Here is a 23,135-nt window from a genome sequence, read left to right on the forward strand (position 1 = left end):
CTCACGCCCACTCGGTGAGGCGCTGAGCGACGTCGGCGATCGTCCACGGGTCGTCGGTCTCGGTGGTGTGGGCGACACTCCAGCCCTGCAGCTGCTGGATCGAACCGCCCTGGACGGCGTAGACCTGCCCGGTCACCTCGCACTTGTCCGTGCACAGCCAGGCCACCAGCGGCGAGATGTTCGCCGGATGGAACGGATCGATCACCCCGGCCTCGATGGTCGAGCGCATGACGTCGCCGAAGCCCGGAGTCGCCTCGGTGAGCCGCGTCCGGGCGACGGGCGCGATAGCGTTGACCCGAACGCCGTACTGGCCCAGCTCCTCGGCAGCAACGAGGGTCATCGCGGCGATGCCGGCCTTGGCGGCGCCGTAGTTGACCTGACCGGCGTTGGCGACCGTCACACCCGACCCCGAGGCGGTGTTCACCACCGCGGCACGGGGCTGGCGGCCGGCCTTGCTCTCGGCCTTCCAATACGCCGCGGCGTGCCGCAGCATCGAGAAGTGGCCCTTGAGGTGGACCTGGATGACGCTGTCCCACTGGCTCTCGTCGAAGTTGGCCAGGTAGCCGTCGCGCAGGATGCCGGCGTTGTTGACGAGGACGTCGAGTCCGCCGAAGGCGTCCACGGTGTGGTCGATCAGTGCCTTGGCGCCGTCCCACGTGGCCACGTTGTCGGTGTTAGCGATGGCCTGACCACCGAGCGCCTCGATCTCCGCGACGACCTCGTGCGCGGGGCCGGTGTCGGCCCCGTTGCCGTCGTTGGCGCCGCCGAGGTCGTTGACGACGACCTTGGCGCCCTCTCGGGCGAAGAGCAGCGCGTGCTCGCGACCGATCCCTCGGCCGGCGCCGGTGATGACGGTGATGGCTCCGTCGAGTGCTCCCATGATGATGGATCTCCTGGTGTTGTCGCTGTGAGGTGTTTAGTCGGCGATCTCGACGAGGCCGTCGGAGAGCGCGAGGACGTCGCTGTCGGCGGTCGTCTCGAAGGCGAAGGTGGTGGCGCCGTTGTGCCGTCCGGTCTCCCACACGCGGGTGGTCAGGTCCTGTCCCGGCAGGACCATCTTCGAGAAGCGGACGGCGAGTCGGCGAAGGCGGGTGACGTCGGAGTCAGCGACGGTGCTCAGCACTCCCCACGACGCCATCGCCAGGCTGCACAGTCCATGCGCGATGATGCCCGGCAGGCCGGCGTCCTTGGCGACCTCCGCGTCGAGATGGATCGGTACCGGATCGCCCGAGGCCACCGAGTAGCGGAACGTCTGGTCGTCGTCGACGTGCGCGACCGATACTCCTGCAGGTTCCTTGTCGCGCAGCGCGGCGTCGAACCTGTGCTCCGGGGCGAGCTCGCCCACCTGCGAACCAGCGTCGTGATTGCGGATGAAGCTGGTGACGTACTGCTCGTTGACCAGCTCACCGGTCGTCTCGTCGCGGCACTCGAGGTGCACGGCGAGCCGGGTGCCGTTGGCCAGCCCCTCGTAGCCGATGACGCGCCCCCGCGACGACAGCACGTCGCCGGGCCGGATCGCACGATGGAAGTAGAAGTCCTGCTCGCCGTGGACCACCCGCCCGAACAGGGCGGTGGGCACCACCTCGAGGGCCGGCTCGAGCATGGCGTCGAAGACGGGCACGATCGCGAACACCGGGTTGGCGATCGAGCCGTCTCGGTGTGCGGGGATCGGATCGTTGGTGGCCGCTGCGTACGCGGCGATCCGCTCTGCCGTCACGGCGAAGGTGATCGGCTCGGTCCAGACGCCGATCCCGGACTCGTCGAAGGACAGGTCGCGGGGCATGCCGGCCCGCTCAGGCGCTCGCCGTGGCGGCGAGCTTCTCGAGGGTGTCTTCGAGGTTCTCCGCGGCATCCTTCTCCACGGCCTTGCCCAGCGCGCCGACGATCAGCTGACCGGCGAACTCGGCCTCGATGTTGACGGTGGTGCCGGTGCCGTTCGGCGCCAGGGCGAAGCTGAACTTGCTGGTGACGCCGGCCATGCCCTTGCCCTCGATCGTGAGGGAGGAGCCACGCTCGATGGCGCTGACCGTCCACTCGAGCTTGTTCGCCATGCCCAGCATGACGACCTTCTCGACGAGCTTGGCGCCGACGCTCAGCTCAGCCGGCGGCGTCTCGAGCCATCCGGCGTGGATCGTCAGCCACGAGTCCCAGGTGCTGGTGTCGGAGATGGTGGCCCAGACCGACTCGGGGCTGGCGGCGAGGTCCTTACTGGCGGAAACGTGTCCCATGGTGATGCTCCTTGAGTGGTGTGTGGATCAGCGCTCTGCGCGCTGGTAGATGGAGACGACAGCGGTGCCGCCAAGGCCGATGTTGTGCTGCAGCGCGGCGCTGACGCCGTCCACCTGGCGCCGCTCGGCGGTGCCACGCAGCTGCCAGGTGAGCTCGGCGCACTGGGCCAGCCCGGTCGCACCGAGCGGGTGCCCCTTCGAGATCAGGCCACCGGACGGGTTCACCACCCAGCGCCCGCCGTAGGTCGTGTCGTTGTTGTCGATCAGCTTCGGTGCCTCACCCTCGCCGCAGAGGCCGAGGGCCTCGTAGAGAAGCAGCTCGTTGGCGGAGAAGCAGTCGTGGAGCTCGATGACCTGGACATCCTCGGGGCCGAGTCCAGCCATCGCGTACGCCTGCTGGGCGGCCTTCACGTTCATGTCGTAGCCGATGATGCTCTTGCAGGTGCCGTCGAAGGTGGACGCGAAGTCGGTGGTCAGACCCTGTCCGACGATCTCGACCGCCTGAGCGGCGAGGTCATGCTCCTCGACGAACCGCTCACTCGCGAGAACGGCCGCTCCCGAGCCGTCCGAGGTCGGCGAGCACTGCAGCTTGGTCAGCGGCGAGTAGATCCCGGGCGAGTTCAGGATGTCCTCCAGCGAGTACTCCTGCTGGAACTGGGCGTACGGGTTGTTGACCGAGTGCTTGTGGTTCTTGTAGCCGATCTTCGCGAAGTGCTCTGCCGTGCTGCCGTACTGCTGCATGTGCTCGCGCCCGGCGGCGCCGAACATCCAGGGAGCGGGCGGGAAGCGCACCTCCGAGATCTCGGCGAGGGCCTGGAAGTGGTTCGCCATCGGTTGCTCACGGTCATCGAAGGTGCTGCCGAGCGATCCGGGCTGCATCTTCTCGAAGCCGACCGCAAGCGTCAGATCTGCCTCGCCTGAGCGGATCGACTTTGCTGCGAGGTACAGCGCGCTGGAGCCGGTCGAGCAGTTGCTGTTCACGTTGAAGATCGGGATGCCCGTCAGGCCGAGCTCGTAGGCAGCCCGGTGGCCGGACGTCGACTCGCCGTACACGTAACCGACGTAGGCCTCCTCGATCTGGTCGTAGCGGACGCCCGCGTCCTCGAGAGCCTTGGTACCGGACTCCTTGACCATCTGGGGGTAGTCCCAGCCTTCGCGGCGCCCGGGCTTCTCGAACTTCGTCATCCCGACGCCGACTACGAACACGCGGTTCTTGTTCTTCGCCATGCCACGAATCTAGGAGCCCGCGACTCAGGTTCCGATGACCGCGGAAACCGACTTCGTTGACTGATTCGCTCACCATGCTGGTGGGTCCGGTCTCTTGCTAGTTTTCCGTGGTGAACTCGACCCGAACCGTTCCGATGAACCTGGTCGGCACGCTCGCACGTTTCGCAGACGAGCGCGGCTGGGCGACGGACGAGCTGCTCGCGAGCGCCGGCCTGTCGCCGCAGCTGCTGCGTGACGCCGGCGCCCGCCTGACCGAGGACCAGCTGGTCGCACTGGTGCAGCAGGTGTGGCGTGTCACCGACGACGAGTTGTTCGGCATCGGTCGTCACCCCCTTCCTCGGGGAACGTTCCGTCTTCTCTGCTACGCGCTCGTCGGTGCCCCTGACCTGCGAGGCGCGCTGGACCGTTTGAGCGGTTTCCTGCGCGCGATCCCGGCCATTCCGGTCGAGGTCGAGATGCCCCGTGAGGGGGACGAAGTGGCCTTGATCTTCACGCTCGAGCCGCGCACCGACTTCGGCCGGCTGGGCCTCGTCGTCAGCTTGGGCGCCTCCGCGCGACTCCTCGCCTGGATGCTGCGCCGCAACCTCGCCGTGCTGCGCGTCGACCTGCCGTTCGCGCGCCCAGACGACGTCGAAACTGTTCGGACGCTGGTAGACGGCCCCATCGCCTTCGACGCCGGCCGGGCTGCGATCGTGGTGGACCGTGCGTGGCTGGGATCTCCGCTCATGCGCGACGAACGCGATATCGAGGAGCTGATCGCGACCTCACCGCGCGCCCTGCTCACGCCGCCACGCTACGAGCTGACGACCGGCGAGCAGGTGCGCCGCTTGATCGAATCCGGTCTCCGACAAGGTGAGATCCCGGGTGCCGACGAGGTTGCGAGTCGACTCGCCATGAGCCCACAGACCCTTCGTCGCCGACTTGCCGAGCACGGCACGAGCGTCCGAGGCCTGACCGAGGACGTGCGTCGCGACGCGGCGATCGCCGCGCTGAAGCGGGGTGACGTGTCGGCGGCAGACCTGGCCGAGCAGCTGGGGTTCTCGGAGCCGAGCGCCTTCGCCCGTGCCTTCCGGCGCTGGACCGGCACGACCCCGGGCGCCTATCGGCAGGACCATCGCATCGACGGATGAGCCGCTCGGCCGGCCCCGACCCTGGGCCGATGGCCCGTCCGACACGGCGGTGGACCGGTGCGGGGACGCCAGGTCGCGGAGACATACCACGGCTCACCGGGCGACGGCCGGCAGGGTGTAGTCCCCCTCGGTGATGCGTCCGACCAAGAAGTAGACGACGACGAGCTGGTTGATCGCCCGCTGGTAGCGATAGTCCTCCAACAGGGCGTACCTACCGATCCGGACAAGCAGTTCATCCGTGAAGCGTGCGAATCCGGCCGGGGCGAATTTGATGTTTGCCAGAATGCGATCGTGGCAGCGCGAGACTGGGCCATTGAGAGCACCGAGGCGACGTTCGCGCGGGCGCGAGACTGCTTGGTCGGCGTTGATGCCGATGACCCCGCAATGTTGCCTGGCGTCCGAGCTGCCGCGGCGCTTGGCTTCGAACCGGCACCCGCGGCGCCGCTCTTCTGCTTCCTGCCGGCAGTGTGGCCGCCCGAGTCACGCGCCTGGATTCGTGACATGCGTGTACGGCACGGGCACGTGGCGTCGGACGCAAATGGGCCCGTCACCCGGGTGCCGTGGTCGACGTGGGACTACTTCGAGATCGAGGCCAGCACGAATCACCTACTGGTGGAGTGCGGGTTCGATCCCCGACCCGCGGGACGGCTGTGGCTGCTCAAGCCGCCGCCCGGCTTCGTTTCTCTCGAGGCCGTGGCGTCACATCTCTTGGCCTCGGCGAACGAAGCCGGGCTACCGATCTTTGCGGATGTCGCCTTCGCCGACCATGTTGAACGCGAGGTCGAAGAGATCTTCGGCAATCGCTGATGCGCCATGCCGCCATGTCAAGACCGGAGGAACCGGCCACGCTAGGGCTGCTGCACGGCCTCACCTCGATCTGCAAAGCGTGTGACGAGGTGCAGAGGTGAGACAGAGAAGTGGGATGGGAGGGGAAGAGGGTCCCGCCGTCGGCGCGCGTGCGCTGTTCGATCCAGGCCATGACGTGCTCCTTCGACCCTTGTTAAGTGTCGGCGGTGCACCCCCAGAAGCGGCCAGGTGCCCCCACGGTGCCCCCATGGGGTGAAATGCACTGTGGCCCTGACCGGGTTTCCCCTGGTCAGGGCCACAATTCAACGCGTGCGCGAGGGGGGACTTGAACCCCCACCCACTATACGTGGACTAGCACCTCAAGCTAGCGCGTCTGCCTATTCCGCCACCCGCGCGTTGACAGGAAGAACGTTAGCAGTGGGGCGCCCGGGACACGAATCGGGGGCACCCGGCAGGGGAACGGCGGTTGTCAGCAGGCCGTACGGAGGCTTGCGGCGTCCATGTCGGCGAGGCGATGGGCGGCCAGCGCGCGCTCGGCGACGGTGGCGCCGGGGTCGTTGGCCAGGCGGCGCAGGGCGTCCATCCGGCGGGTTCGGCGGCTCGGGTCCTGCAGCTTCGCGTAGTGCACGACGGGGTGCCCCATCGCCCACGCGAGCTGCTCGACGGAGGCGATGCGCCACTGCTCGCTCAGCGTCGCCTGCGGGATGATCCGGTCCGTCATCGTGGTCATGCCCGACTAACGCGACGCGACGTCTCGGGCTACGGCACCGTCGGTGGGTCTAGTCCACTGAGACCCCTGATAACCGACCCCTGATAATCACAGGGTGAGCTTCACGATCTCTTTCGTCACCGGCGCGACGCCGGACAAGTGGGCCCGGATCTGGCGCGACCGCGAGAAGGAGCGTCTCGAGCTCGTCCCGGTCACCGAGGAGGAGCAGCTCGCCGGCGTCCGCAATGGTGCGCACTCGATGGGGCTGGTCCGGCTGCCGATCGAACGCGACGGGCTGCACTGCATCCCCCTCTACGAGGAGCAGCAGGTCGTGGTCGTCGGCAAGGAGCACTACCTGTCGCTCGCCGACGAGGTCACCCTGGCCGAGCTCGCCGAGGAGCAGCTCGTCCTCCCCCACCCGTCCGGCTGGACGCCCAGCGCCAAGCAGCTCGACTGGCCGGCGATGTCGGAGAAGGACGCCATCGAGGTGGCCGCATCGGGCGGTGGCGTGGCGATCGTCCCCGCCTCGGTCGCACGACTCTTCCACCGCAAGGACGTCGCCGCCGTGCCGGTGCCCGAGCTCGAGCCCACCAAGGTCGGCATCGCCTGGCGCATCGACGACGAGGACCCGCGGGTGCAGACCTTCATCGGGATCGTCCGCGGCCGGACGGCACGCAGCTCGCGCGGTTAACCCGTACCGGAGCGGGTACGGGCAGGGAGCACCGACTGAAGGGAGTCTCCATGCCCGATCTGAACGACGCCGCCCACCAGGCCAAGGCGCTCGCCCGGCGCGGCGCGCACGCCGCGACCGCCGTCCTCGACGCGAGCTTCCACCCGTTCCGGACCGTGAGGGGTCTGGCGAACGGCGACGAGCCGATGCCGCCGCCGACGGACACCGCGAGCGAGCCGCCGCTGCCCGATCCGGAGCGGCCGGTCGATCCGGCCGCCGAGCCGGCACCGCCGCGTCCGGATCCCGAGCGGGTCGTCGAGGAGCCCGAGCCCGTACCCGACCTCCCGGTCGAGGCCTCCGGTCCGGCTCCGCACATCCCGCCGCGGATCGCGGGCGAGGTGGAGCGGGACTACGGCGACGAGCTGCCCGGGTTCAGGAACGGGGACGAGCCTCCGCCACGGTGAGCTCCAGCCACTCCGCCAGCGCGCGGGCACTGAGGTCGACGAGGGTGAGCCAGTCCATGGCGCCCTCGTCGGCCTTGTCCGAGACATGCTTGACCAGACGTACCGGCACCCCTGCCTGACGGCAGGCCCACGCGATCGCGTAGCCCTCCATGTCGACCAGGTCCGCCCTTTCCGCCAGGCCCGCGCGCACCGCGGGATCGGAGACGAACAGGTCCCCCGTCGCCAGCCGTACGGGCGACACGCCGTCCTCGGCCCCGGGCAGGGCGATCCACTCCTGTGGGTCGTACCCGAACTTCCGCAGCGCTCCCACCGACAGGTCGTGGTTGAGCACATCGGTGATCTCGTGCAGACCCTCGAGATGATCGTGCAGAGCACCCGCGGAGCCGATGTTGACCACCAGGTCGTACGGCGTCCCGAGCGCCTCGGCGCGGGCCAGTGCGGAGGCGACGGCCGAGGCGGCCGCCACCTTCCCGACCCCGCAAATGAGCACGGGGATCGATGACGGGACGTAGGCCACCTCGGCCTTGGTCGCGGAGACCACGAGCACGCTCATGGCCCCGACGTTAATCCGTCACTTGAGCTCGCTGGACGACAGCCCCAGCACCCGCCGCGCCACGATCAGCTGCTGGATCTGCTGCGTGCCCTCGAAGATGTCGAGGATCTTGGAGTCGCGCGACCACTTCTCCAGCAGTTCGTTCTCCTCGTAGCCGAGCGTGGAGCACAGCTCGACGCACGACAGGGTGATGTCGGAGCCGACCCGTCCGGCCTTCGCCTTGGCCATCGAGGCCTCCAGCGAGTTCGGCTTGCGGTTGTCGGCCATCCAGGCGGCCTGCATCATCAGCAGGTAGGCGCCCTCCCAGTCGGCCTCCATCTGCAGCAGCCTGGCGGCCGCGGCGTGCTGGAGATGCGCCGGTCGGTCGTAGTCGACCACCACGCCGGCCTTGGCCAGCAGATCGCGGGTGAGGTCGAGCGAGGCGCGGGCGCAGCCCACCGCCATCGACGCCACCAGCGGACGGGTGTTGTCGAAGGTCGCCATGGCACCGGCGAAGCCCTCGTTGGTGTTGATCTCCGGGTTGCCGAGGAGGTTCTCGGCCGGGACCCGGGCGTCGGTGAACGTGATCACCGCGGTGTCGGAGGCGCGGATGCCGAGCTTGTGCTCGAGCCGCTCCACCTTCACCCCGGGGGTCGACTTGGGCACCAGGAAGGACTTGATCGCCGCGCGTCCGAGCGACTTGTCCAGCGTCGCCCAGACCACGATCGAGTCGGAGCGCTCACCGGAGGTGACGAAGATCTTCTCGCCGTTGAGGACGTAGTGGTCGCCGTCGAGCACAGCCGTCGTCGAGACCTGCGCGGAGTCGGAGCCGAACGCCGGCTCGGTGATCGCCATCGAGGCCCAGGTCCCCTCGAAGCGCTGGAGCTGCTCGTCGTTGGCGACCGACGCGATCGCGGAGTTGCCCAGGCCCTGGCGCGGCATGGACAGCAGCAGGCCCGTATCGCCCCAGCACATCTCGGCCACGGTCATCACCGAGGCGAGGTTGGAGCCGTTCTTGTTGCCGGCCGCGCCGTCGTCCGTACGCCGCACGCCCGCAGCGCCGGCGCCCTCGCCGGTGCCCGACTCGGCCAGCCCGTCGGCCATGGCCGCGAGCATGTCGAGCTCCTTGGGATAGGCATGCTCGGCTCGGTCGTACTTGCGCGAGATCGGTCGCAGCATGTTCATCGCGACCTGGTGGACCTGGTCGCGGAGCGGACGGAACTTCTTCGGGTCGTCCAGATTGATGGCCATCAGACCAGCACCGTGCCTTCCATGACGCCGACCGCACGCAGGTCGCGGTACCAGCGCTCGACGGGGTGTTCCTTGACGAAGCCGTGGCCGCCGAGTAGCTGCACGCCGTCCAGCCCGATCCGCATGCCCTTGTCGGCGCAGATCTTGCGGGCCAGGGCGATCTCGCGGGTGGCGTGCTTGCCGCGCGCGACCCGCGAGGCCGCCTTGTAGGTGACCAGCCGCATCGCCTGCAGCTCGATCGCCATGTCGGCCACCATGAACGCCACCGACTGGCGATGGGCGATCGGCTCGCCGAAGGCCTGCCGCTCCTTGACGTACGGGGTGACGTAGTCGAGCACGGCCTGGGCGGTGCCGATCGCGAGTGCGCACCAGGCGAGCCGCGAGAGCCGGACGCACTCGGTGTAGGTGGAGCCGTCGGTCGCCCCGAGGATCGCGTCGACCGGGACGCGGACGTCCTCCAGTCGCAGCGTGGTCAGGCCCGCGGCCCGTACGCCCATCGCCGGGTCGCCCTCGACGCTCAGGCCCTCGGTGCTGGACTCGACCAGGACGAGGACGGGCGCGCCCGCGAGCGTGACGCCGACGATGAAGAGCTCTGCCTCCGCACCCCGCGCGACGAGCGCCTTCGTGCCGTTGAGGACCAGCGCGTCACCCTCGCGAACCGCTGTCGTCGACGGGGTGAGCACGTCGAAGAGGACGGCCGGCTCGGCCAGCGCCAGTGCCGCGGCCGGCACGCCCCTATCGGACGGCTCGGTGAACGCCGGCAGGTACGTCTGCTGCTGCTCATCGGTCCCCCACAGCCCGACGCCGGTAGCGACCGCGCCGGGTGAGAGCACCGCCACCGCCAGGCCCATGTCGCCGCGGGCGAGCGCCTCGGCGACCAGGGTGCCGGCGACCGCGGAGCGGGTCTCGGCGATGCCGCCGAGCTCGTCGGGGACGCCGAGGATCGGGATGCCGATCTCGAGGCTGGCGGCGAGCACCTCATCGGGCGCCGCGCAGGCCTCGTTCGCCTCGGCGGCCGCGGGGCGCAGCGCCTCGGCGGCGTACTCGCTGACGACGTCCACCAGCATCTGCTCGTCCTCGGTCGGCGTCAGGTCGAAGACGCCGTCGCCCGAGGAGCCCGGCACGCGCTTGCCCGCCGTGCCCCTACTGCCGGCCCTCTGGAACGTGCGCCCCGCCGAGGCGATCGCCCGGAAGCCGTTGCTGGTGGTGGTGAAGACCGCCTGCTCGGTCTGCTTGCGCAAGCCGACACGGTCGAGCAGCTCGCTCTGCGCCAGCCGATTGAGACCGGCGACGAGATAGCCGATCGGGTCTCGGCTCTCACCGGACGGGACGCCGTGTCGGCCGCCGCCCTTGAGGTTGTTGATGAGGGACATGCTGTTCAATGTAACTGTGAGTTACACACGCGTCTACAGGACATGCGGTGGCGCGGGTCACGGGCACGCCCACCGGTAGGCTGCGCCCGTGAGTGAGAGCAGTCCCGAGCAGGTCAACGCCCCGTACGGCCCCCTTCCGAGCGGCGGCACCGTCCGCCCGATGACCCGCTGGGGCACCCCGGTGATGCACCGGCCGCAGGCCCGGGTCGACGTCTTCGACGACGCGTTGCGGGCACTGGCCGCCGACATGACCGCCACGATGTATGCCGCCGACGGGGTCGGCCTGGCGGCCTGCCAGATCGGCGAGGACGTCGCGATGTTCCTCTTCGACTGTCCCGACGCGAGCGGTCAGCGCACCGTCGGCGTGGTCTGCAACCCCGTCCTGACCCTGCCCGAGGGCGACGCCCGCGTGCTCGACGAGGACGAGGAGGGCTGCCTCTCCTACCCCGGCGCCTTCATCGACTGCGCCCGCCCGGACTGGGCAGCGGTCGACGGCGTCGGGCTCGACGGCGAACCGGTCCACTTCGAGGGCGACGGACTCCTCGCCCGCTGCCTGCAGCACGAGACCGACCACACCGTCGGCACCGTCTTCGGCGACCGGATCGGCGACAAGGCCCGCAAGAAGCTGCAGAAGCAGCACGACAAGCTCCGCCGGGACTACCCGCCGGAGTGGCCGGCCGACGAGCTCTGAGCCGATTCGGCCCCGATGGTTCCGAGGCCCTCACGGCGGGCGGTGACGTAGCAGGCGACGGCACTCGCGGCGGCGACGTTGAGGCTGTCGACACCGGCCGCCATCGGGATGATGGCGCGCCGGTCGGCGACCCTCTCCCAGCGCGGGGTGAGGCCGTGGCCCTCGGAGCCGAGGACGAGGGCGACCCGGTCGAGTCCGGCGACGGCCTCCTCGATCGGGACCGAGTCCTCGGCCAGCGTCAACGCCACCGTGGTGAACCCCATCTCCGACAGCGCGGGCAGCGCGTCGTACCAGTCGACGATCCGCGTCCACGGGACCGCGAACACGGTGCCCATCGAGACCTTGATCGCGCGCCGGTACAGCGGGTCGGCGCAGCGTGGTGCCAGCAGGACGGCATCGAAGCCGAGGGCGGCGCCGTTGCGGAACGCGGCGCCGACGTTGGCATGGTCCATCAGATCCTCGAGGACCAGGACCGAGCGCGCCCTCTCGAGCACCGAGGCCACCGAGCGCAGCGGCTGGCGCTCCATCGAGGCCAGTGCCCCGCGGTGCACGTGGAAGCCGGTGACCTCCTCGATCAGCTGCTCGGAGAGCACGTAGCACGGGGCGTCGGACCCATCGAGCACGTCCTGCAGGCCGTCGATCCAGCGCGGCGCCAACAGGAACGAACGGGCGTCGAAGCCACCGGCGGCGGCGCGGCGCACCACCTTCTCCCCCTCGGCCAGGAAGAGGCCCTGGCTGGCCTCGACCGACTTGCGCAGCTCCACGTCGCGCAGGTCCCGGTAGTCGGCCAGACGCGGGTCTTCGGCCGAGGCGACCTCGATCAGCTCGGCCATCAGAAGCCGTCGGGGTGGGCGATCCGGACGACCTCGCCGACCACGATGATCGCCGGCGGCCGTACGTCCTCGGCGACCAGCACCTTCGCCAGGGTGCCGAGCGTGGCGAGGACGGTGCGCTCGGTCGGCATCGAGCCGTCGCAGACGACCGCGACCGGGGTGTCGGCATCGCGACCGCCGCCGATCAGTGCGGAGGCGATCGCGGGGGCGTTCTCCACGGCCATCATCAGCACCACCGTGCCGGTCAGCTGCGCGACGCCCGCCCAGTTGGTCAGCGACTCGGCGTGCCCCGGCGGCAGGTGGCCCGAGATCACGGTGAACTCGTGTGTGACGCCGCGATGGGTGACCGGGATGCCGGCCAGACCCGGGACCGAGACCGGAGACGTCAGCCCTGGGATCACGGTGACCGGAACGCCCGCCTCGCGGCAGGCGATGATCTCCTCGTAGCCGCGTCCGAAGACGAAGTTGTCGCCGCCCTTGAACCGCGCGACCCGCTTGCCCTCGAGAGCCTTCTCCACGATCACCTGGTTGATGAACTCCTGGCTGGCCGAGCGCCCGCGCGGAAGCTTCGCCACGTCGACGACCTCCACGTCGGCCGGCAGCTCGGCGAGGAGCTCACGCGGCGCGAGCCGGTCGGCGACGACCACGTCCGCCTCCATCAGCGCCTTGCGGCCCGCGACGGTGATCAGCTCCGGATCGCCCGGGCCACCACCGACGAGCGTGACGCCGGGTGTGTGGCTGGCGGCGGTACGGGCCGCGATCCGACCCTCCCGCATCCCCTCGACGACCGCGTCGCGGAGCGCCGCCGAGCGGCGCGGCTCCCGGTTGCTCAGCACGGCGACGGTGACGCCGTCGTGTCGGCCCGTGGCGGGGGTCCAGGCCGAGCCCTGGGCGGCGTCGTCGGAGCGGACGCAGAAGATCCGGCGCTCCTCGGCCGCGGCGACGACCGCCGCATTCACCTCGGCGGAGTCGGTGGCCGCCATCGCGTACCAGGCGCCGTCGAGGTCGCTCGGAGCGAAGGCCCGCTGCTCCCAGGTGATCTCCGCACCGAGGCCCTCGATCGATGGCGTGACCTCCGGGGCCACCACGACCACCTCGGCGCCGGCGGCGATCAGCGTCGGGATGCGGCGCTGGGCGACCTGGCCGCCACCGACGACGACCACCCGCCGCCCGTGCAGCAGCAGTCCGACCGGGTACGGCGTGAGGTTCTCGTCCACCGGGCCATTCTCCCGTGTCGCCTCTCCCCCGCACCGACGCGGTACCGAGGAACGGACTACGTTCGTGTTGAGACCCGATCCGCTTCCACCCCCAGGAGGACAGATGTCGCTCGACCGCCCGGTCACCCCGGATCCGTACCCGCTGCTCCCGGCCGCCCCGAGCTTCACCGTCACCAGCGAGGACGTCACCGACGGCCAGCCGCTGAAGAACGACCAGGTCAACGAGTTCGGCAACACCTCGCCGCAGCTCTCGTGGGAGCCGGTCGAGGGCGCCCAGAGCTACACGGTGACCTGCTTCGACCCCGACGCCCCGACCCCGAGCGGCTTCTGGCACTGGGTGCTCGTCGACCTCCCGGCCGACGTGACGAGCCTCCCGACCGGCGCCGGCGGAGCCGGTGCCGACCTGCCCGGCGGCGCCTTCATGTGCCGCAACGACATGGGTGGCAAGGAGTTCGTCGGCGCCGCACCGCCGGCCGGCGACCAGATCCACCGCTACTTCTTCGTCGTGCACGCCGTCACCGAGCCGTCGCTCGGCGTCGACAGCGACGCGACGCCGGCGGTGGTGAGCTTCAACCTGGCCTTCAAGACCGCCGCCCGCGCGATCCTGCACGGCACCTACCAGCACTGATCCCCGTACGCCCGGGCGCCACCGCGCCCGGGCGTACGACGCGTGCTGCGCCGTGTCGAGGACGATCACCGCCGAACAACCACCCAGAACCGGGACCCGGCCAGGTGCCGGCAGCGATGTCGCGCGCCCTACTCTCTGACGTATGCAGACGTGGCGGACGCGCACGGTGGCGCATCCGACCGCGCTCGTGCGCTACCGCCTGCTGACGGGTCTGGTGGGCCTCGGGATCGTGGTCGGCGCGGGCGTCCACGCCTCGCTCGGCGACCTCCCCGGGCTCTTCTCCCTGGTGCTCATCGCGGCGGTGCCGGTCGCCGGCCGGTTGGTCGCGCCGCGGATCGCCGGGGTGTACGGCGTTCTCGGCGGCGTCGCGCTCGCCGACGGCGTCGCCCGCGACGTCAACGACACCGCCACCCTGTTCGTGATCTGGGCGGTCGTGGTCGTGGCCAGCCACCTCCTCTTCATCCGGCCCCGCGTGCTCGCACTCTCCTCGGGGAACGCCGCCGTCCTCTCCGGCGCGGTGCTCGTGATCACCGAGCGGCATGTCGATCTCGGGCTCCACCCGATCGACCAGATGTTCATCGGGCTCGCTCTGTACATCGCGACGATCTGGGTGCTCGCCCTGGCGCCCACGATGCTGACCAACGGCTGGGCGAACCGGGACGTCGTGCTGCGCCGCAACCTCGGCTGGCTCGCCGTCGGCGTGACCTACTCCAGCATCCTGGTCGGGCTCCTGGCGCTCCTCGCCCATCCGTCCGATCGCACCAGCGCCGCGACCGTCGCGGCGCTGGTGCCCATCGCATTCGGCTTCGGCGCCTGGCAGACCCAGCGCAACGTGAGCCTGCGCCGGGTCTCGAAGGCGCTGACGGAGGCAGCGGTGACAACGCCGTGGCCGGCCGGCGCGATCCTCGAGACCCTCAGCGGCCTGGTCGGCTCCCACGTACGGGCCTCGCGGGTCGCGATCCTCGACGCGCCCACCGACGGCAGCCTGTGGGCACCCATCGACGCCTCCCGGTTCCTCGTCGTCGAGCGGCTCGCCGGCGACTTCGGGTTCACCCACAGCGACGCCCGCGTCGTGGCCGGCCTGACCTCGATGGCCCGCGGCTCCCTGGACTACGCCGATCGCGAGCGGCGCCTCCAGCACCAGGCGCTCACCGACCACCTCACCGGGCTGTGGAGCTACCAGCACTGGCTCGACCTGCTGCTGCGGGCGAGCACCGACCCCGCCGACGACGGCCACCGCCTCGGCGTGGTCTTCCTGGACTGCGACGGGTTCAAGCAGATCAACAGCCGCTACGGCCACCTCGACGCCGACATCATCCTGGCCACCCTCGGCGACCGGCTGCTCCAGCTCAGCGCCACGGTCGGCTGGTGCTTCGCGCGCTTCGGCGGCGACGAGTTCACCGGGTGGCTGCGCGAGCACGGCGTGGCCAGCTCCTTCGACAAGCGCTGCCAGGAGCTCGCCGAGGCCCTCGCCGCACCGATCCAGGTCGGACCGCACACCGTGTCGGTGACCGCGAGCATCGGGCGGGCGGTCACCAGCGACGCGCCGTCCGCCTACGGGCAGACCGCCGAGGAGCTGGTCGAGAGCGCCGAGATCGACATGCGCCGGCGCAAGCTGCACAAGCCGGGCGCCGTCCTCACGCGACATGCTCACCGCGACGTCGTGCAGGAGATGCTCGCCGCCGGCGACGTCGCGGTGGCCTACCAGCCCATCGTCACGCTCGCGGATCGCGAGATCTGGGGCGTCGAGGCCCTGCTGCGTGGCCGGTCGGGGTCGCTCGGCCTGATCCCACCGCCGGTGCTCGTCGAGTCGGCCGCCGAGGCACACCTGCTCGACGCCGTCACCGGCGAGCTGATGGAGCAGGCCCTCGACCTCGTCGAGCAGGCCCGTACGGTCTGCCGGCGGCCCGTCACGCTGACCCTCAACCTCGAGGTCCAGCAGTTCCACGACAGCAACGAGCTGCTCGACCGTCTCGTCGAGCGGGCCGAGGCCAGCGACATCACCGTCGTGCTCGAGCTGGCCGAGCGCGAGCCGATGCCCTGGACGCCCGAGCGCGATCGCCTGGCCGACGAGCTCGCCATGCACGGCATCGGCGTCGGCCTCGATGACCTCGGCGCAGGCGAGTCCCGCCTGACGCTGGTCGGCAGCCGCGCGTGGGATCTGGTCAAGCTCGACCGGAGTCTGCTGTTGGAGGACCACCTGGGCCGCGGCCCGGTCGTGCTGCACCACCTGATGGGGATCCTCGACGACTATCGGCTGGGCCACACGCTGATGGAGGGCATCGAGACCGCCACGCAGGAGCGGATCGCCCGGGACCTCGGCATCCGGTACGGCCAGGGCAACGGGTACGCCGCGGCGATGGGTGGCTCCGAACTGCTCGACGCGCTGCGCTCAGGCGCCCTCGCCCGTCCACGCTCCGGCTAGCATTCGGAGCAAATGAGCACCGGGAAGCGGATCGCGTACGTCCTGCCCGTCTTCAACGAGGCGACCGGGCTGTCGGCGTTCCACGCCGCGCTCGTGGCGGTCGCCGAGCAGCGTCCCGACCTCGCGTTCGAGTTCGTCTACGTCGACGACGGCTCGCGCGACGCCTCCCTGGAGCAGCTGCTCGCGATGCGGGACGCCGACCCCCGCGTCACCGTGCTGGCGTTGGCCCGCAACTTCGGTCACCAGCTGGCCGTCACCGCCGGCCTCGACGCCGCCCATGCGGCGGACGCCGACGCGGTCGTCGTGATGGACACCGACCTGCAGGACCCACCGTCGATCAGCCTCGAGCTCGTCCAGCGGTGGGAGGCGGGCGTGGACGTGGTGTACGCGCAGCGCCGCACCCGGCAGGACACCGCCTTCAAGCGGACCAGCGCGGCCGGCTTCTACTGGGTGCTCGACAAGATGGCCGAGACCCCGATCCCGCGCAACGTCGGTGACTTCCGGCTGATGGATCGCCGGGTGGTGGCCGAGGTGGTCAAGTACCGCGAGCACAACCGCTTCATCCGCGGCATCGTCGCCCAGGTCGGCTTCCGCCAGGAGGCGCTCCTGTTCGACCGCGACGAGCGCTTCGCCGGCGAGTCGAAGTATCCGCTGAAGAAGATGCTGAAGCTCGCCGCCGACGGGATCATGGGGTTCTCGACCCGGCCGCTGCGCCTGATCACCCACCTCGGCCTCGCGATCTCCGGGCTGTCCCTGCTGGGCGTGCTCTACGTGCTCGGCATCCGTCTCTTCGACGCGAGCAACGCGGTGCCCGGCTGGGCGTTCCTCGCGGTGGCGATGTTCTTCCTGGGCGGCGTCCAGCTGATCGTGCTCGGCGTGATCGGGAGCTACGTCGGACGCACGTACGTCGAGGTCCTCGACCGGCCGCTGTACGCGGTGTCGATGGTGGCGCGCGGCGGCACTGCGCCCCGGACTGAATGAGACCACGCTCACATCGGTAAAGGAATACGCGGCGCGCGGAGTTGGTGTAGGGGGCAAACCCCGCCACAATCGGGCGGTCGAGCGACGACGGTGGCCGTGGGGGCTCACCACCGACTCGGCACCGGATCGGCGGGACCGAGCCGGGGAAGGATGAGACGTGCCCTTGCCGCCGTACGCCACACCGCGCGCCCGCATCGACACCGCGCGCCGGATCGCGGCGCTCGCGCTCCCCCTCGGGCTGATCGCGCTGGGAGCCACGCCGGCGCACTCCGCGCCCACCTCGCCCACCGCACCCTCCTCGACGCACGCCATCACGTCGCGCTCGACCTATGCGACCGACGCCGACACGGCCGCGCAGACCGTGCACATCGCAGTGCCGGCCGGCGTCACCCCGACCTCGGTGAGCGGCACCGTCACCTTCCAGGGCGATGGCGCGTCCAGCGCCGTGGGCCAGGTCGCGTTCCTGCTCGGCGACAAGGTCGTCAGGACCGTTCCTAAGCAGGCCGCCACCGCCGGTGCGCCCTTCACGTTCCCGGTCGGCGCCTCCGACGTCGTCGACGGGTACCTCGACTTCTCCTTCCGCTACACCACCGACGGCTCGGCGAACCCCGCCGACGGCTGTGCCGCTCGCCCCGACCTCGGCAACGCCCAGATCGATGACGTCACCCTGGCCGTCAGCGGCCAGGAGACGACGCCCCCGACCGTGGCCGACTTCTTCGGTCCGGCCGTGCACCACATCTCGGTCGTCGTGCCCGACGACGCCGAGCCCGCCGTCCGCCAGGCCGGCCTCGCGGCCGTCGCCGCGACGGCGCACGTGTACGGCAACGACGCCGATGTCGACCTGACCGGCGACGACGTCGCGACGGTGGCCGCCGCTGCGGGCGTCGGCGATCGTGCGGTCGTCGTCTCCGCCGGCACCGGCGCGCCGGAGGCGAGCGTCTCCGCCACCGACGGGCTACCGACGCTGACGCTGGCCGGCGACCCTGCGCGACTGAGCAAGGCCGCCGCCGCCCTGGGCTCGGACATGCTCGCGCTCACCGACAGCGGCAGCAGCGCGCACCTGGAGCAGAGCGGCGTCGCCGCGGCCGAGCCGACGCACACCTTCGCATCGCTGGGCCAGGCCACGCCGACCGTGCACGGGCTCGGCACCTCCGAGTTCGGCGTCAGCGCCAAGCTCTCCGACTTCGGTCGCTCGGTCTCCGACGTGAAGGTCCACCTGGTCGGTCAGCACAGCGCGGTCCCGGACTCGGTCTCTGCAATGCTCTCCTACTACTGGAACGGCCAGCTGATCGGCTCGCGCAACGTCACCGGCGACGGCGACGCGATCGACCAGGACATCACCGTCCCGGCGAGCAAGCTGTCGGCGTTCAATACCCTCGACGTGAAGATGGTCGCCATCCCGGCGCGCGACCAGCCGGCCGGGACCAAGCTCTGCGGCACCGCCCTGGCCCAGCTGCCGATCGAGGTCGACTTCGACGGCACCGCCTCCACCCTCACGGCGACCCCCGGGCAGCCGTTCGCGCCCGGCTTCACCCGCTTCCCGCAGACGCTCGACAACGTCATGACCGTCGCCGTCGGCAGCCGCCCCGGCGCGCTGGCGGACGCCGCCGCGCTGGTCGCCTCCCTGCAGCGGCTCAACACCGCGGAGCTCGACGTCCGACTGGTCCCCGTGGCCACCTTCATCGGCTCCTCCGCGCCCGGCCTGGTCGTCGGCGCGACGTCCTCGCAGGTCGCGGCGCTCGACGCCCCGCTGAAGATGGCGGCGTTCCGCACGATCGACGCCAAGGACGTGCACTTCGGCGCCGGCGTCGACGCGCCGTACGCCGCCCTGCAGGCCTTCGAGCAGAACGGTCGCGACGTCCTGCTGCTCTCCTCGTGGAGCCCGGCCAGCTCCGCTGCGGACACCGGCGACGCGCTCGAGCAGCACCTCGTCGACTGGCTCGACGCCGATCCCAACGGCTGGTACAGCCTGCACGGCGACCTCGCCGTCGCCCAGAGCGCGACCGCGGACCCGGTGCAGCTCGACAGCCACGCCGTCTCGCCCCAGCCCGCCACGGTCCACCACGTCTCCAAGAAGGCTCGGATCGCCGTCATCGCCGCCGGCGTCCTGCTGGTCGCCATGTGCTTCCAGCTGCTCGCCCGCCGCCAGGTGCGCCGCCGCGCCGCGAAGCTGGTCGACGCCGAGATCCTCGAGGCCGACGACCGGGGACCGAAGGAGCAATGAGCGACGCCGCGGCGCGCCACCGGCCCGGAGCGAACCGAGCCGGAGTGCTCGACGCCGCCTCCGCCCGGGTCGCGACCGTGCGGCTCCAGCTCGTCACGTTCTGGGCCTCCCTGGACCGCCCGGTCGTCGGACGCCGCGTCCCCGGCTCCGCGGTCGTGGGCCTGACCGGTCTGCTGCTCTCCTGCGTCGCCGGCTACATCGCCTACCGGACCGGCTCCGCGACCTGGTACGGCGACTCCCAGGCCCACCAGACCATCGCGCGACGCATCTTCGACTCCCAGGCCCCCGGGTTCCAGCAGCTCGGCACCGTCTGGCTGCCGATGCCGCACCTGCTGCTGATGCCGTTCGTCGCCAACACCTGGATGTGGTCCTCCGGCGTCGGCGGCAGCCTGCTCGGGGCGGGCTGCGCTGCGGCGACCGCCACCGCGACATACCGGATCGCGGCACGGCTCGGCTTCGGCCGCGGAGCCCGGCTGATCGCGGTCCTGGTGCTGTGGAGCAACGTCAGCTACCTCTACATCTGCACCACCGCGCTCACCGAGCCGGTCCTCATCGCCGCCTTCGCCTGCACCATCGCGGGCCTGACCCACTGGGCGACGGCGACCCGGGCGATGAGCGGCGGCGAGCTCGCGGTCTTCGCGGGCCTGCCGGCGATGGTCGCGATGCTGTCGCGCTACGAGGGCTGGGTGCTGGTGGCCGGCATGGTGGTCTATGTCGCGGCCATCGAGTACCGCCGCCTGCGCGACACCACCGACCGGGTCTGGCGCTTCATCCTGACCCGGCGGATCGTGCCCGTCCTCATCGCGCCGCTCTTCGGGCTGCTGTGCCCGTTCGTCGGCGTCGGCTGGTGGCTGGCGTACAACTACGCGATCTACCACAACCCGCTCGAGTTCATGACGGGTCAGTACTCCGCACTGCACCAGCAGGCGTACGACATCTCACGCGGCACCGTCACCACCAAGGGCGACCTGGCGATCAGCCTCAACGTCTACCACTGGTGCGTGTGGGAGATCGTGGGCGCGGTGGCGGTCACGCTCGGCGCCCTCGGCTTCCTGCTGGCGTTCTTCCGCGAGGGGCTCTCCACGCGAGTCCTCACCATGGGGCTGGCGTTCTCCACGTACGCCTTCATGGTGACCAGCCTCTACCTCGGCCAGACCGTCATCTGGAGCGACCACTCGATGCCGACCGGCCTCTGGAACGTGCGGTTCGCTGTCTCCCCCATCATCTTCTTCGCGCTGGGCACCGCGGCACTGGTCGACCGGCTCTCGGGCTGGCTCCAGGTCGCGCGCCCGTTGCGCCCCTCCTGGCGAAGCATCGCCGCCGGCGTCCCGGCGGTCGCCGTCGGCGTCGCACTGCTGGTCCAGCTCGGCTGGTGGGCGCAGGCCCCGGTGACCCGCTCGCCGGTGATCCAGGAGGGTCACCTGAGCCTGGTGCAGCGTCCGATGAAGGTCGTGAACTACCTCCACGACCACTACCACGGCGGCATGATCCTGATGAACGAGAGCGCCCCGGGCAACGCGATCATCCCGCTGGTCGGCCTGCCCAACAAGGAGTACTGGGACGTCGCCACCGGTCAGGGCTACGAGGACGCGATGAAGGCGCCGACGACGCACGCCGAGTGGATCGTGGTCAACGCGACGACGCACAACTCCAACCCCGACCCGGTCTTCCTCTACATGCGCCGCCACCCGGAGCTCTACGGCAACTACCGGGTCGTGGCACGCGACGGCACCGAGACGCTCTACCACCTGCAGCGGTGGGCCCAGTGAAGGCGCTCGAGGCGGAGTACGCCCGGATCGGCGACCTGCTGCGCGACCAGGGGCTGATCACCCCCGAGCAGCTCGACGCCGCGCTGGAGGCCCAGCGCACCGAGGGCGGCCTGCTCGGGCGTCACCTCATCCTGGGCGGCGCGATCGGGCGCCGCGAGATGTACCGCGCGCTCGCCGCCCAGTGGGGCGTCGAGGTGGTCGACCTGGTCAAGCAGCCGTCGACCGCGCAGGACCTGCTGCTGCACGGCGACCCGCGCCGCTTCGCCGAGGCGGGCTGGGTGCCGTGGCGTCTCGACGGCGGCGTCCTCACCATCGCCACCTGCGTCCCGCCCACGCAGCCCGTCATCGACGCCGCGCTGGCGCTGCCGGGCGTCGCCGACGTGGAGGTACGTGCCACCACCGACTGGGACGTGCTCCGCACCGTCCAGGACGCCGGCCGTGAGCGACTGCTCTACCGGATCACCGACCACATGGCCGATGCCACGCCGCACGCCTCCGCGCGGCACGGCGTCGTGCGCTGGCACCGCGTCGTACCGCTGCTCGTGCTGGCGCTCGCCCTCGGCGCGTTCGTCCTCGACCCGCCGCTCGCGGTCGTGGCCGCGTTCTGCGTCACGAACGTGCTCTTCGCGGTCAACATCGTCTTCAAGACCCTGGCCGGGCTGCGGGCGCCGTTCCGGCTGCGGCAGAAGCGGAAGTGGCAGCAGGCCGTCGTGGCCGAGCGCAAGCGGCGGGGTGCCCCGGCGGAGTGGCCGCGCCGCATCCCCGACGAGGACCTGCCGGTCTACACGATCCTGGTGCCGGTCTACGACGAGGTCGAGGTCGTCTCCAAGGTGATCGCGAACCTCGACCGGCTCGACTACCCCAAGTCGAAGCTCGACGTGATGATCCTCCTCGAGGAGAGCGACACCCGGACCATCGAGGCCGCCAAGGCCACCCGCCCGCCGGAGTACGTCCGGATCGTGATCGTCCCGGAGGGGGCGCCCCAGACCAAGCCGCGCGCCTGCAACTACGGCCTGGAGTTCGCCCGCGGCGAGTACGTCGTGATCTTCGACGCCGAGGACCGGCCGCACGCCGATCAGCTGCGGCGGGCGATCGACGCGTTCGAGGCCAACCGGCTGCTGCGGACCTACGTCGACCCGGCCACGCCCCGGCTGGTCTGCGTCCAGGCCTCCCTCATGTACTTCAACGCCGAGTACAACCTGCTCACCCGGCTCTTCGCGATCGAGTACGCGCACTGGTTCGACGCGATGCTGCCCGGGCTCGACGACTCCGGTCTACCGCTCCCGCTGGGCGGCACCAGCAACCACTTCGAGACGACCACGTTGCGTGATCTGGGGGCATGGGACCCGTACAACGTGACCGAGGACGCCGACCTCGGGCTGCGGCTGGCGAGCCAGGGCTTCGCGGTCGGCACCATCGAGACCGCCACCGAAGAGGAGGCCTGCGCCGAGACGGTCGCCTGGATCAAGCAGCGCACCCGCTGGATCAAGGGCTACATGATCACCGCGTCGGTCAACACCCGCCACCTCGGCCGCTGGTATCGCGGGAACGGTCTGGGCGGCATCATCACCATGGCCTGCCTGGTCCTCGGCACCCCGCTGGCGTTCCTCGCCTACCCGTTCTCGCTGCTCTTCACCGTGCTGACCTACGTCGGCATCAAGACCGGCGGGCTGCACTTCCCCGCCGGCGCGCTGTCGGCCGGCATCCTGATCATGGTCGCCGGCAACAGCGCGATGGTGCTCTCCGCACTGGTGGCCGCCTGGCGCCGCTACAACTGGCGGGTCGCACTCTTCGCGTTCCTCAACCCGGTCTACTGGCTGCTGCACTCGGTCGCCGCGTGGCGGGCCGCCTATCAGCTGATCTTCGACCCGTTCACCTGGGAGAAGACCCCGCACGGTCTGACCGGCGACTACGACTCGAGCCACGAGCTCGCCTGATTCGGGGCTCCGTCCGGATCGAGTCGGGGCTCCGTCCGG

At 70.6% G+C, this 23,135-nt stretch carries 21 protein-coding genes and 1 tRNA gene; 11 read left to right on the forward strand and 11 right to left on the reverse strand.

What is annotated here, in order from left to right:
- Position 1: 1 nt before the first annotated feature.
- From ACZ5L9_RS17845 to ACZ5L9_RS17860, 4 genes are read right to left on the reverse strand one after another with little or no spacing between them, the layout of a single operon-like run.
- On the reverse strand, positions 2-880 hold the full coding sequence (locus ACZ5L9_RS17845) for an SDR family oxidoreductase (RefSeq protein ID WP_464530298.1): 879 nt from the start codon (positions 878-880) through the stop codon (positions 2-4).
- A 36-nt stretch (positions 881-916) separates the two neighbouring features.
- The gene (locus ACZ5L9_RS17850; RefSeq protein WP_464530302.1) at positions 917-1,783 is read right to left on the reverse strand and encodes a MaoC/PaaZ C-terminal domain-containing protein; all 867 of its coding nucleotides are present in this window, start codon (positions 1,781-1,783) and stop codon (positions 917-919) included.
- A 10-nt stretch (positions 1,784-1,793) separates the two neighbouring features.
- On the reverse strand, positions 1,794-2,228 hold the full coding sequence (locus tag ACZ5L9_RS17855; protein WP_464530306.1) for a type II toxin-antitoxin system Rv0910 family toxin: 435 nt from the start codon (positions 2,226-2,228) through the stop codon (positions 1,794-1,796).
- 27 nt (positions 2,229-2,255) lie between these two features.
- The gene (locus tag ACZ5L9_RS17860; RefSeq protein WP_464530311.1) at positions 2,256-3,455 is read right to left on the reverse strand and encodes a lipid-transfer protein; all 1,200 of its coding nucleotides are present in this window, start codon (positions 3,453-3,455) and stop codon (positions 2,256-2,258) included.
- A gap of 110 nt (positions 3,456-3,565) precedes the next feature.
- On the opposite strand from ACZ5L9_RS17860, the gene ACZ5L9_RS17865 reads away from it, so the two are divergent.
- Positions 3,566-4,585, forward strand: a complete 1,020-nt coding sequence (locus ACZ5L9_RS17865) for an AraC family transcriptional regulator (protein WP_464530313.1) — start codon at positions 3,566-3,568, stop codon at positions 4,583-4,585.
- A gap of 291 nt (positions 4,586-4,876) precedes the next feature.
- A complete protein-coding gene (locus ACZ5L9_RS17870) occupies positions 4,877-5,392 on the forward strand; it encodes a DUF5956 family protein (RefSeq protein WP_464530315.1) in 516 nt (171 codons plus the stop codon).
- Between the two features lie 310 nt (positions 5,393-5,702).
- On the opposite strand, the gene ACZ5L9_RS17875 is transcribed toward ACZ5L9_RS17870, so the two are convergent.
- A tRNA-Leu gene (locus ACZ5L9_RS17875) sits at positions 5,703-5,787 on the reverse strand.
- Positions 5,788-5,861: 74 nt separating this feature from the next.
- Positions 5,862-6,122: a hypothetical protein gene (locus ACZ5L9_RS17880; protein ID WP_464530317.1), complete on the reverse strand. Its 261-nt coding sequence runs from the start codon at positions 6,120-6,122 to the stop codon at positions 5,862-5,864.
- A 94-nt stretch (positions 6,123-6,216) separates the two neighbouring features.
- On the opposite strand from ACZ5L9_RS17880, the gene ACZ5L9_RS17885 reads away from it, so the two are divergent.
- Positions 6,217-6,792 carry a LysR family substrate-binding domain-containing protein gene (locus ACZ5L9_RS17885; protein WP_464530319.1) on the forward strand — a complete coding sequence of 192 codons (576 nt, stop codon included), beginning with the start codon at positions 6,217-6,219 and terminating at the stop codon, positions 6,790-6,792.
- 50 nt (positions 6,793-6,842) lie between these two features.
- Positions 6,843-7,235: a hypothetical protein gene (locus tag ACZ5L9_RS17890; RefSeq protein ID WP_464530322.1), complete on the forward strand. Its 393-nt coding sequence runs from the start codon at positions 6,843-6,845 to the stop codon at positions 7,233-7,235.
- Here the strand turns inward: ACZ5L9_RS17890 and ACZ5L9_RS17895 are convergent.
- The 3 genes from ACZ5L9_RS17895 to ACZ5L9_RS17905 are packed head-to-tail and all read right to left on the reverse strand — an operon-like array spanning position 7,204 to position 10,391.
- Positions 7,204-7,788, reverse strand: a complete 585-nt coding sequence (locus ACZ5L9_RS17895) for a nucleosidase (RefSeq protein WP_464530324.1) — start codon at positions 7,786-7,788, stop codon at positions 7,204-7,206. The genes ACZ5L9_RS17890 and ACZ5L9_RS17895 overlap by 32 nt on opposite strands.
- Positions 7,789-7,806: 18 nt before the next feature.
- On the reverse strand, positions 7,807-9,018 hold the full coding sequence (locus ACZ5L9_RS17900; protein ID WP_464530326.1) for an acyl-CoA dehydrogenase family protein: 1,212 nt from the start codon (positions 9,016-9,018) through the stop codon (positions 7,807-7,809).
- Positions 9,018-10,391, reverse strand: a complete 1,374-nt coding sequence (locus tag ACZ5L9_RS17905) for an acyl-CoA dehydrogenase family protein (protein ID WP_464530329.1) — start codon at positions 10,389-10,391, stop codon at positions 9,018-9,020. The genes ACZ5L9_RS17900 and ACZ5L9_RS17905 overlap by 1 nt, the downstream gene beginning before the upstream one ends.
- 88 nt (positions 10,392-10,479) lie before the next feature.
- Here ACZ5L9_RS17905 and def point away from each other — a divergent pair, with 88 nt between their 5' ends.
- Positions 10,480-11,082: a peptide deformylase gene (gene def / locus ACZ5L9_RS17910; protein WP_464530332.1), complete on the forward strand. Its 603-nt coding sequence runs from the start codon at positions 10,480-10,482 to the stop codon at positions 11,080-11,082.
- Here def and ACZ5L9_RS17915 read toward each other — a convergent pair.
- Both ACZ5L9_RS17915 and cobA read right to left on the reverse strand, forming a co-directional pair.
- Positions 11,049-11,915 (reverse strand): TrmH family RNA methyltransferase, encoded by an 867-nt coding sequence (locus ACZ5L9_RS17915; RefSeq protein WP_464530334.1) that lies wholly within the window; start codon positions 11,913-11,915, stop codon positions 11,049-11,051. The genes def and ACZ5L9_RS17915 overlap by 34 nt on opposite strands.
- Complete coding sequence (gene cobA / locus ACZ5L9_RS17920) at positions 11,915-13,132, reverse strand: uroporphyrinogen-III C-methyltransferase (protein ID WP_464530337.1); 1,218 nt, start codon at positions 13,130-13,132, stop codon at positions 11,915-11,917. Before cobA ends, ACZ5L9_RS17915 begins: the two co-directional genes overlap by 1 nt.
- A 103-nt stretch (positions 13,133-13,235) precedes the next feature.
- Between cobA and ACZ5L9_RS17925 the strand changes: the two genes are divergently transcribed.
- The 6 genes from ACZ5L9_RS17925 (at position 13,236) to ACZ5L9_RS17950 (ending at position 23,096) form a co-directional block, all read left to right on the forward strand.
- Positions 13,236-13,760 (forward strand): YbhB/YbcL family Raf kinase inhibitor-like protein, encoded by a 525-nt coding sequence (locus ACZ5L9_RS17925; RefSeq protein ID WP_464530339.1) that lies wholly within the window; start codon positions 13,236-13,238, stop codon positions 13,758-13,760.
- A gap of 142 nt (positions 13,761-13,902) precedes the next feature.
- Entirely contained in the window at positions 13,903-16,185 is a 2,283-nt protein-coding gene (locus tag ACZ5L9_RS17930) for an EAL domain-containing protein (protein WP_464530342.1), read from the forward strand.
- A gap of 12 nt (positions 16,186-16,197) precedes the next feature.
- Entirely contained in the window at positions 16,198-17,166 is a 969-nt protein-coding gene (locus ACZ5L9_RS17935) for a glycosyltransferase family 2 protein (RefSeq protein WP_464530344.1), read from the forward strand.
- A gap of 157 nt (positions 17,167-17,323) precedes the next feature.
- Positions 17,324-19,390, forward strand: coding sequence for a hypothetical protein (locus ACZ5L9_RS17940; RefSeq protein WP_464530346.1), 2,067 nt, complete (start codon positions 17,324-17,326; stop codon positions 19,388-19,390).
- Positions 19,387-21,159: a hypothetical protein gene (locus ACZ5L9_RS17945; RefSeq protein ID WP_464530348.1), complete on the forward strand. Its 1,773-nt coding sequence runs from the start codon at positions 19,387-19,389 to the stop codon at positions 21,157-21,159. The genes ACZ5L9_RS17940 and ACZ5L9_RS17945 overlap by 4 nt, the downstream gene beginning before the upstream one ends.
- Complete coding sequence (locus ACZ5L9_RS17950) at positions 21,147-23,096, forward strand: glycosyltransferase (RefSeq protein WP_464530350.1); 1,950 nt, start codon at positions 21,147-21,149, stop codon at positions 23,094-23,096. Before ACZ5L9_RS17945 ends, ACZ5L9_RS17950 begins: the two co-directional genes overlap by 13 nt.
- Positions 23,097-23,135: the final 39 nt, after the last annotated feature.

The sequence above is a fragment of the Nocardioides sp. JCM 18998 genome, assembly GCF_055391535.1.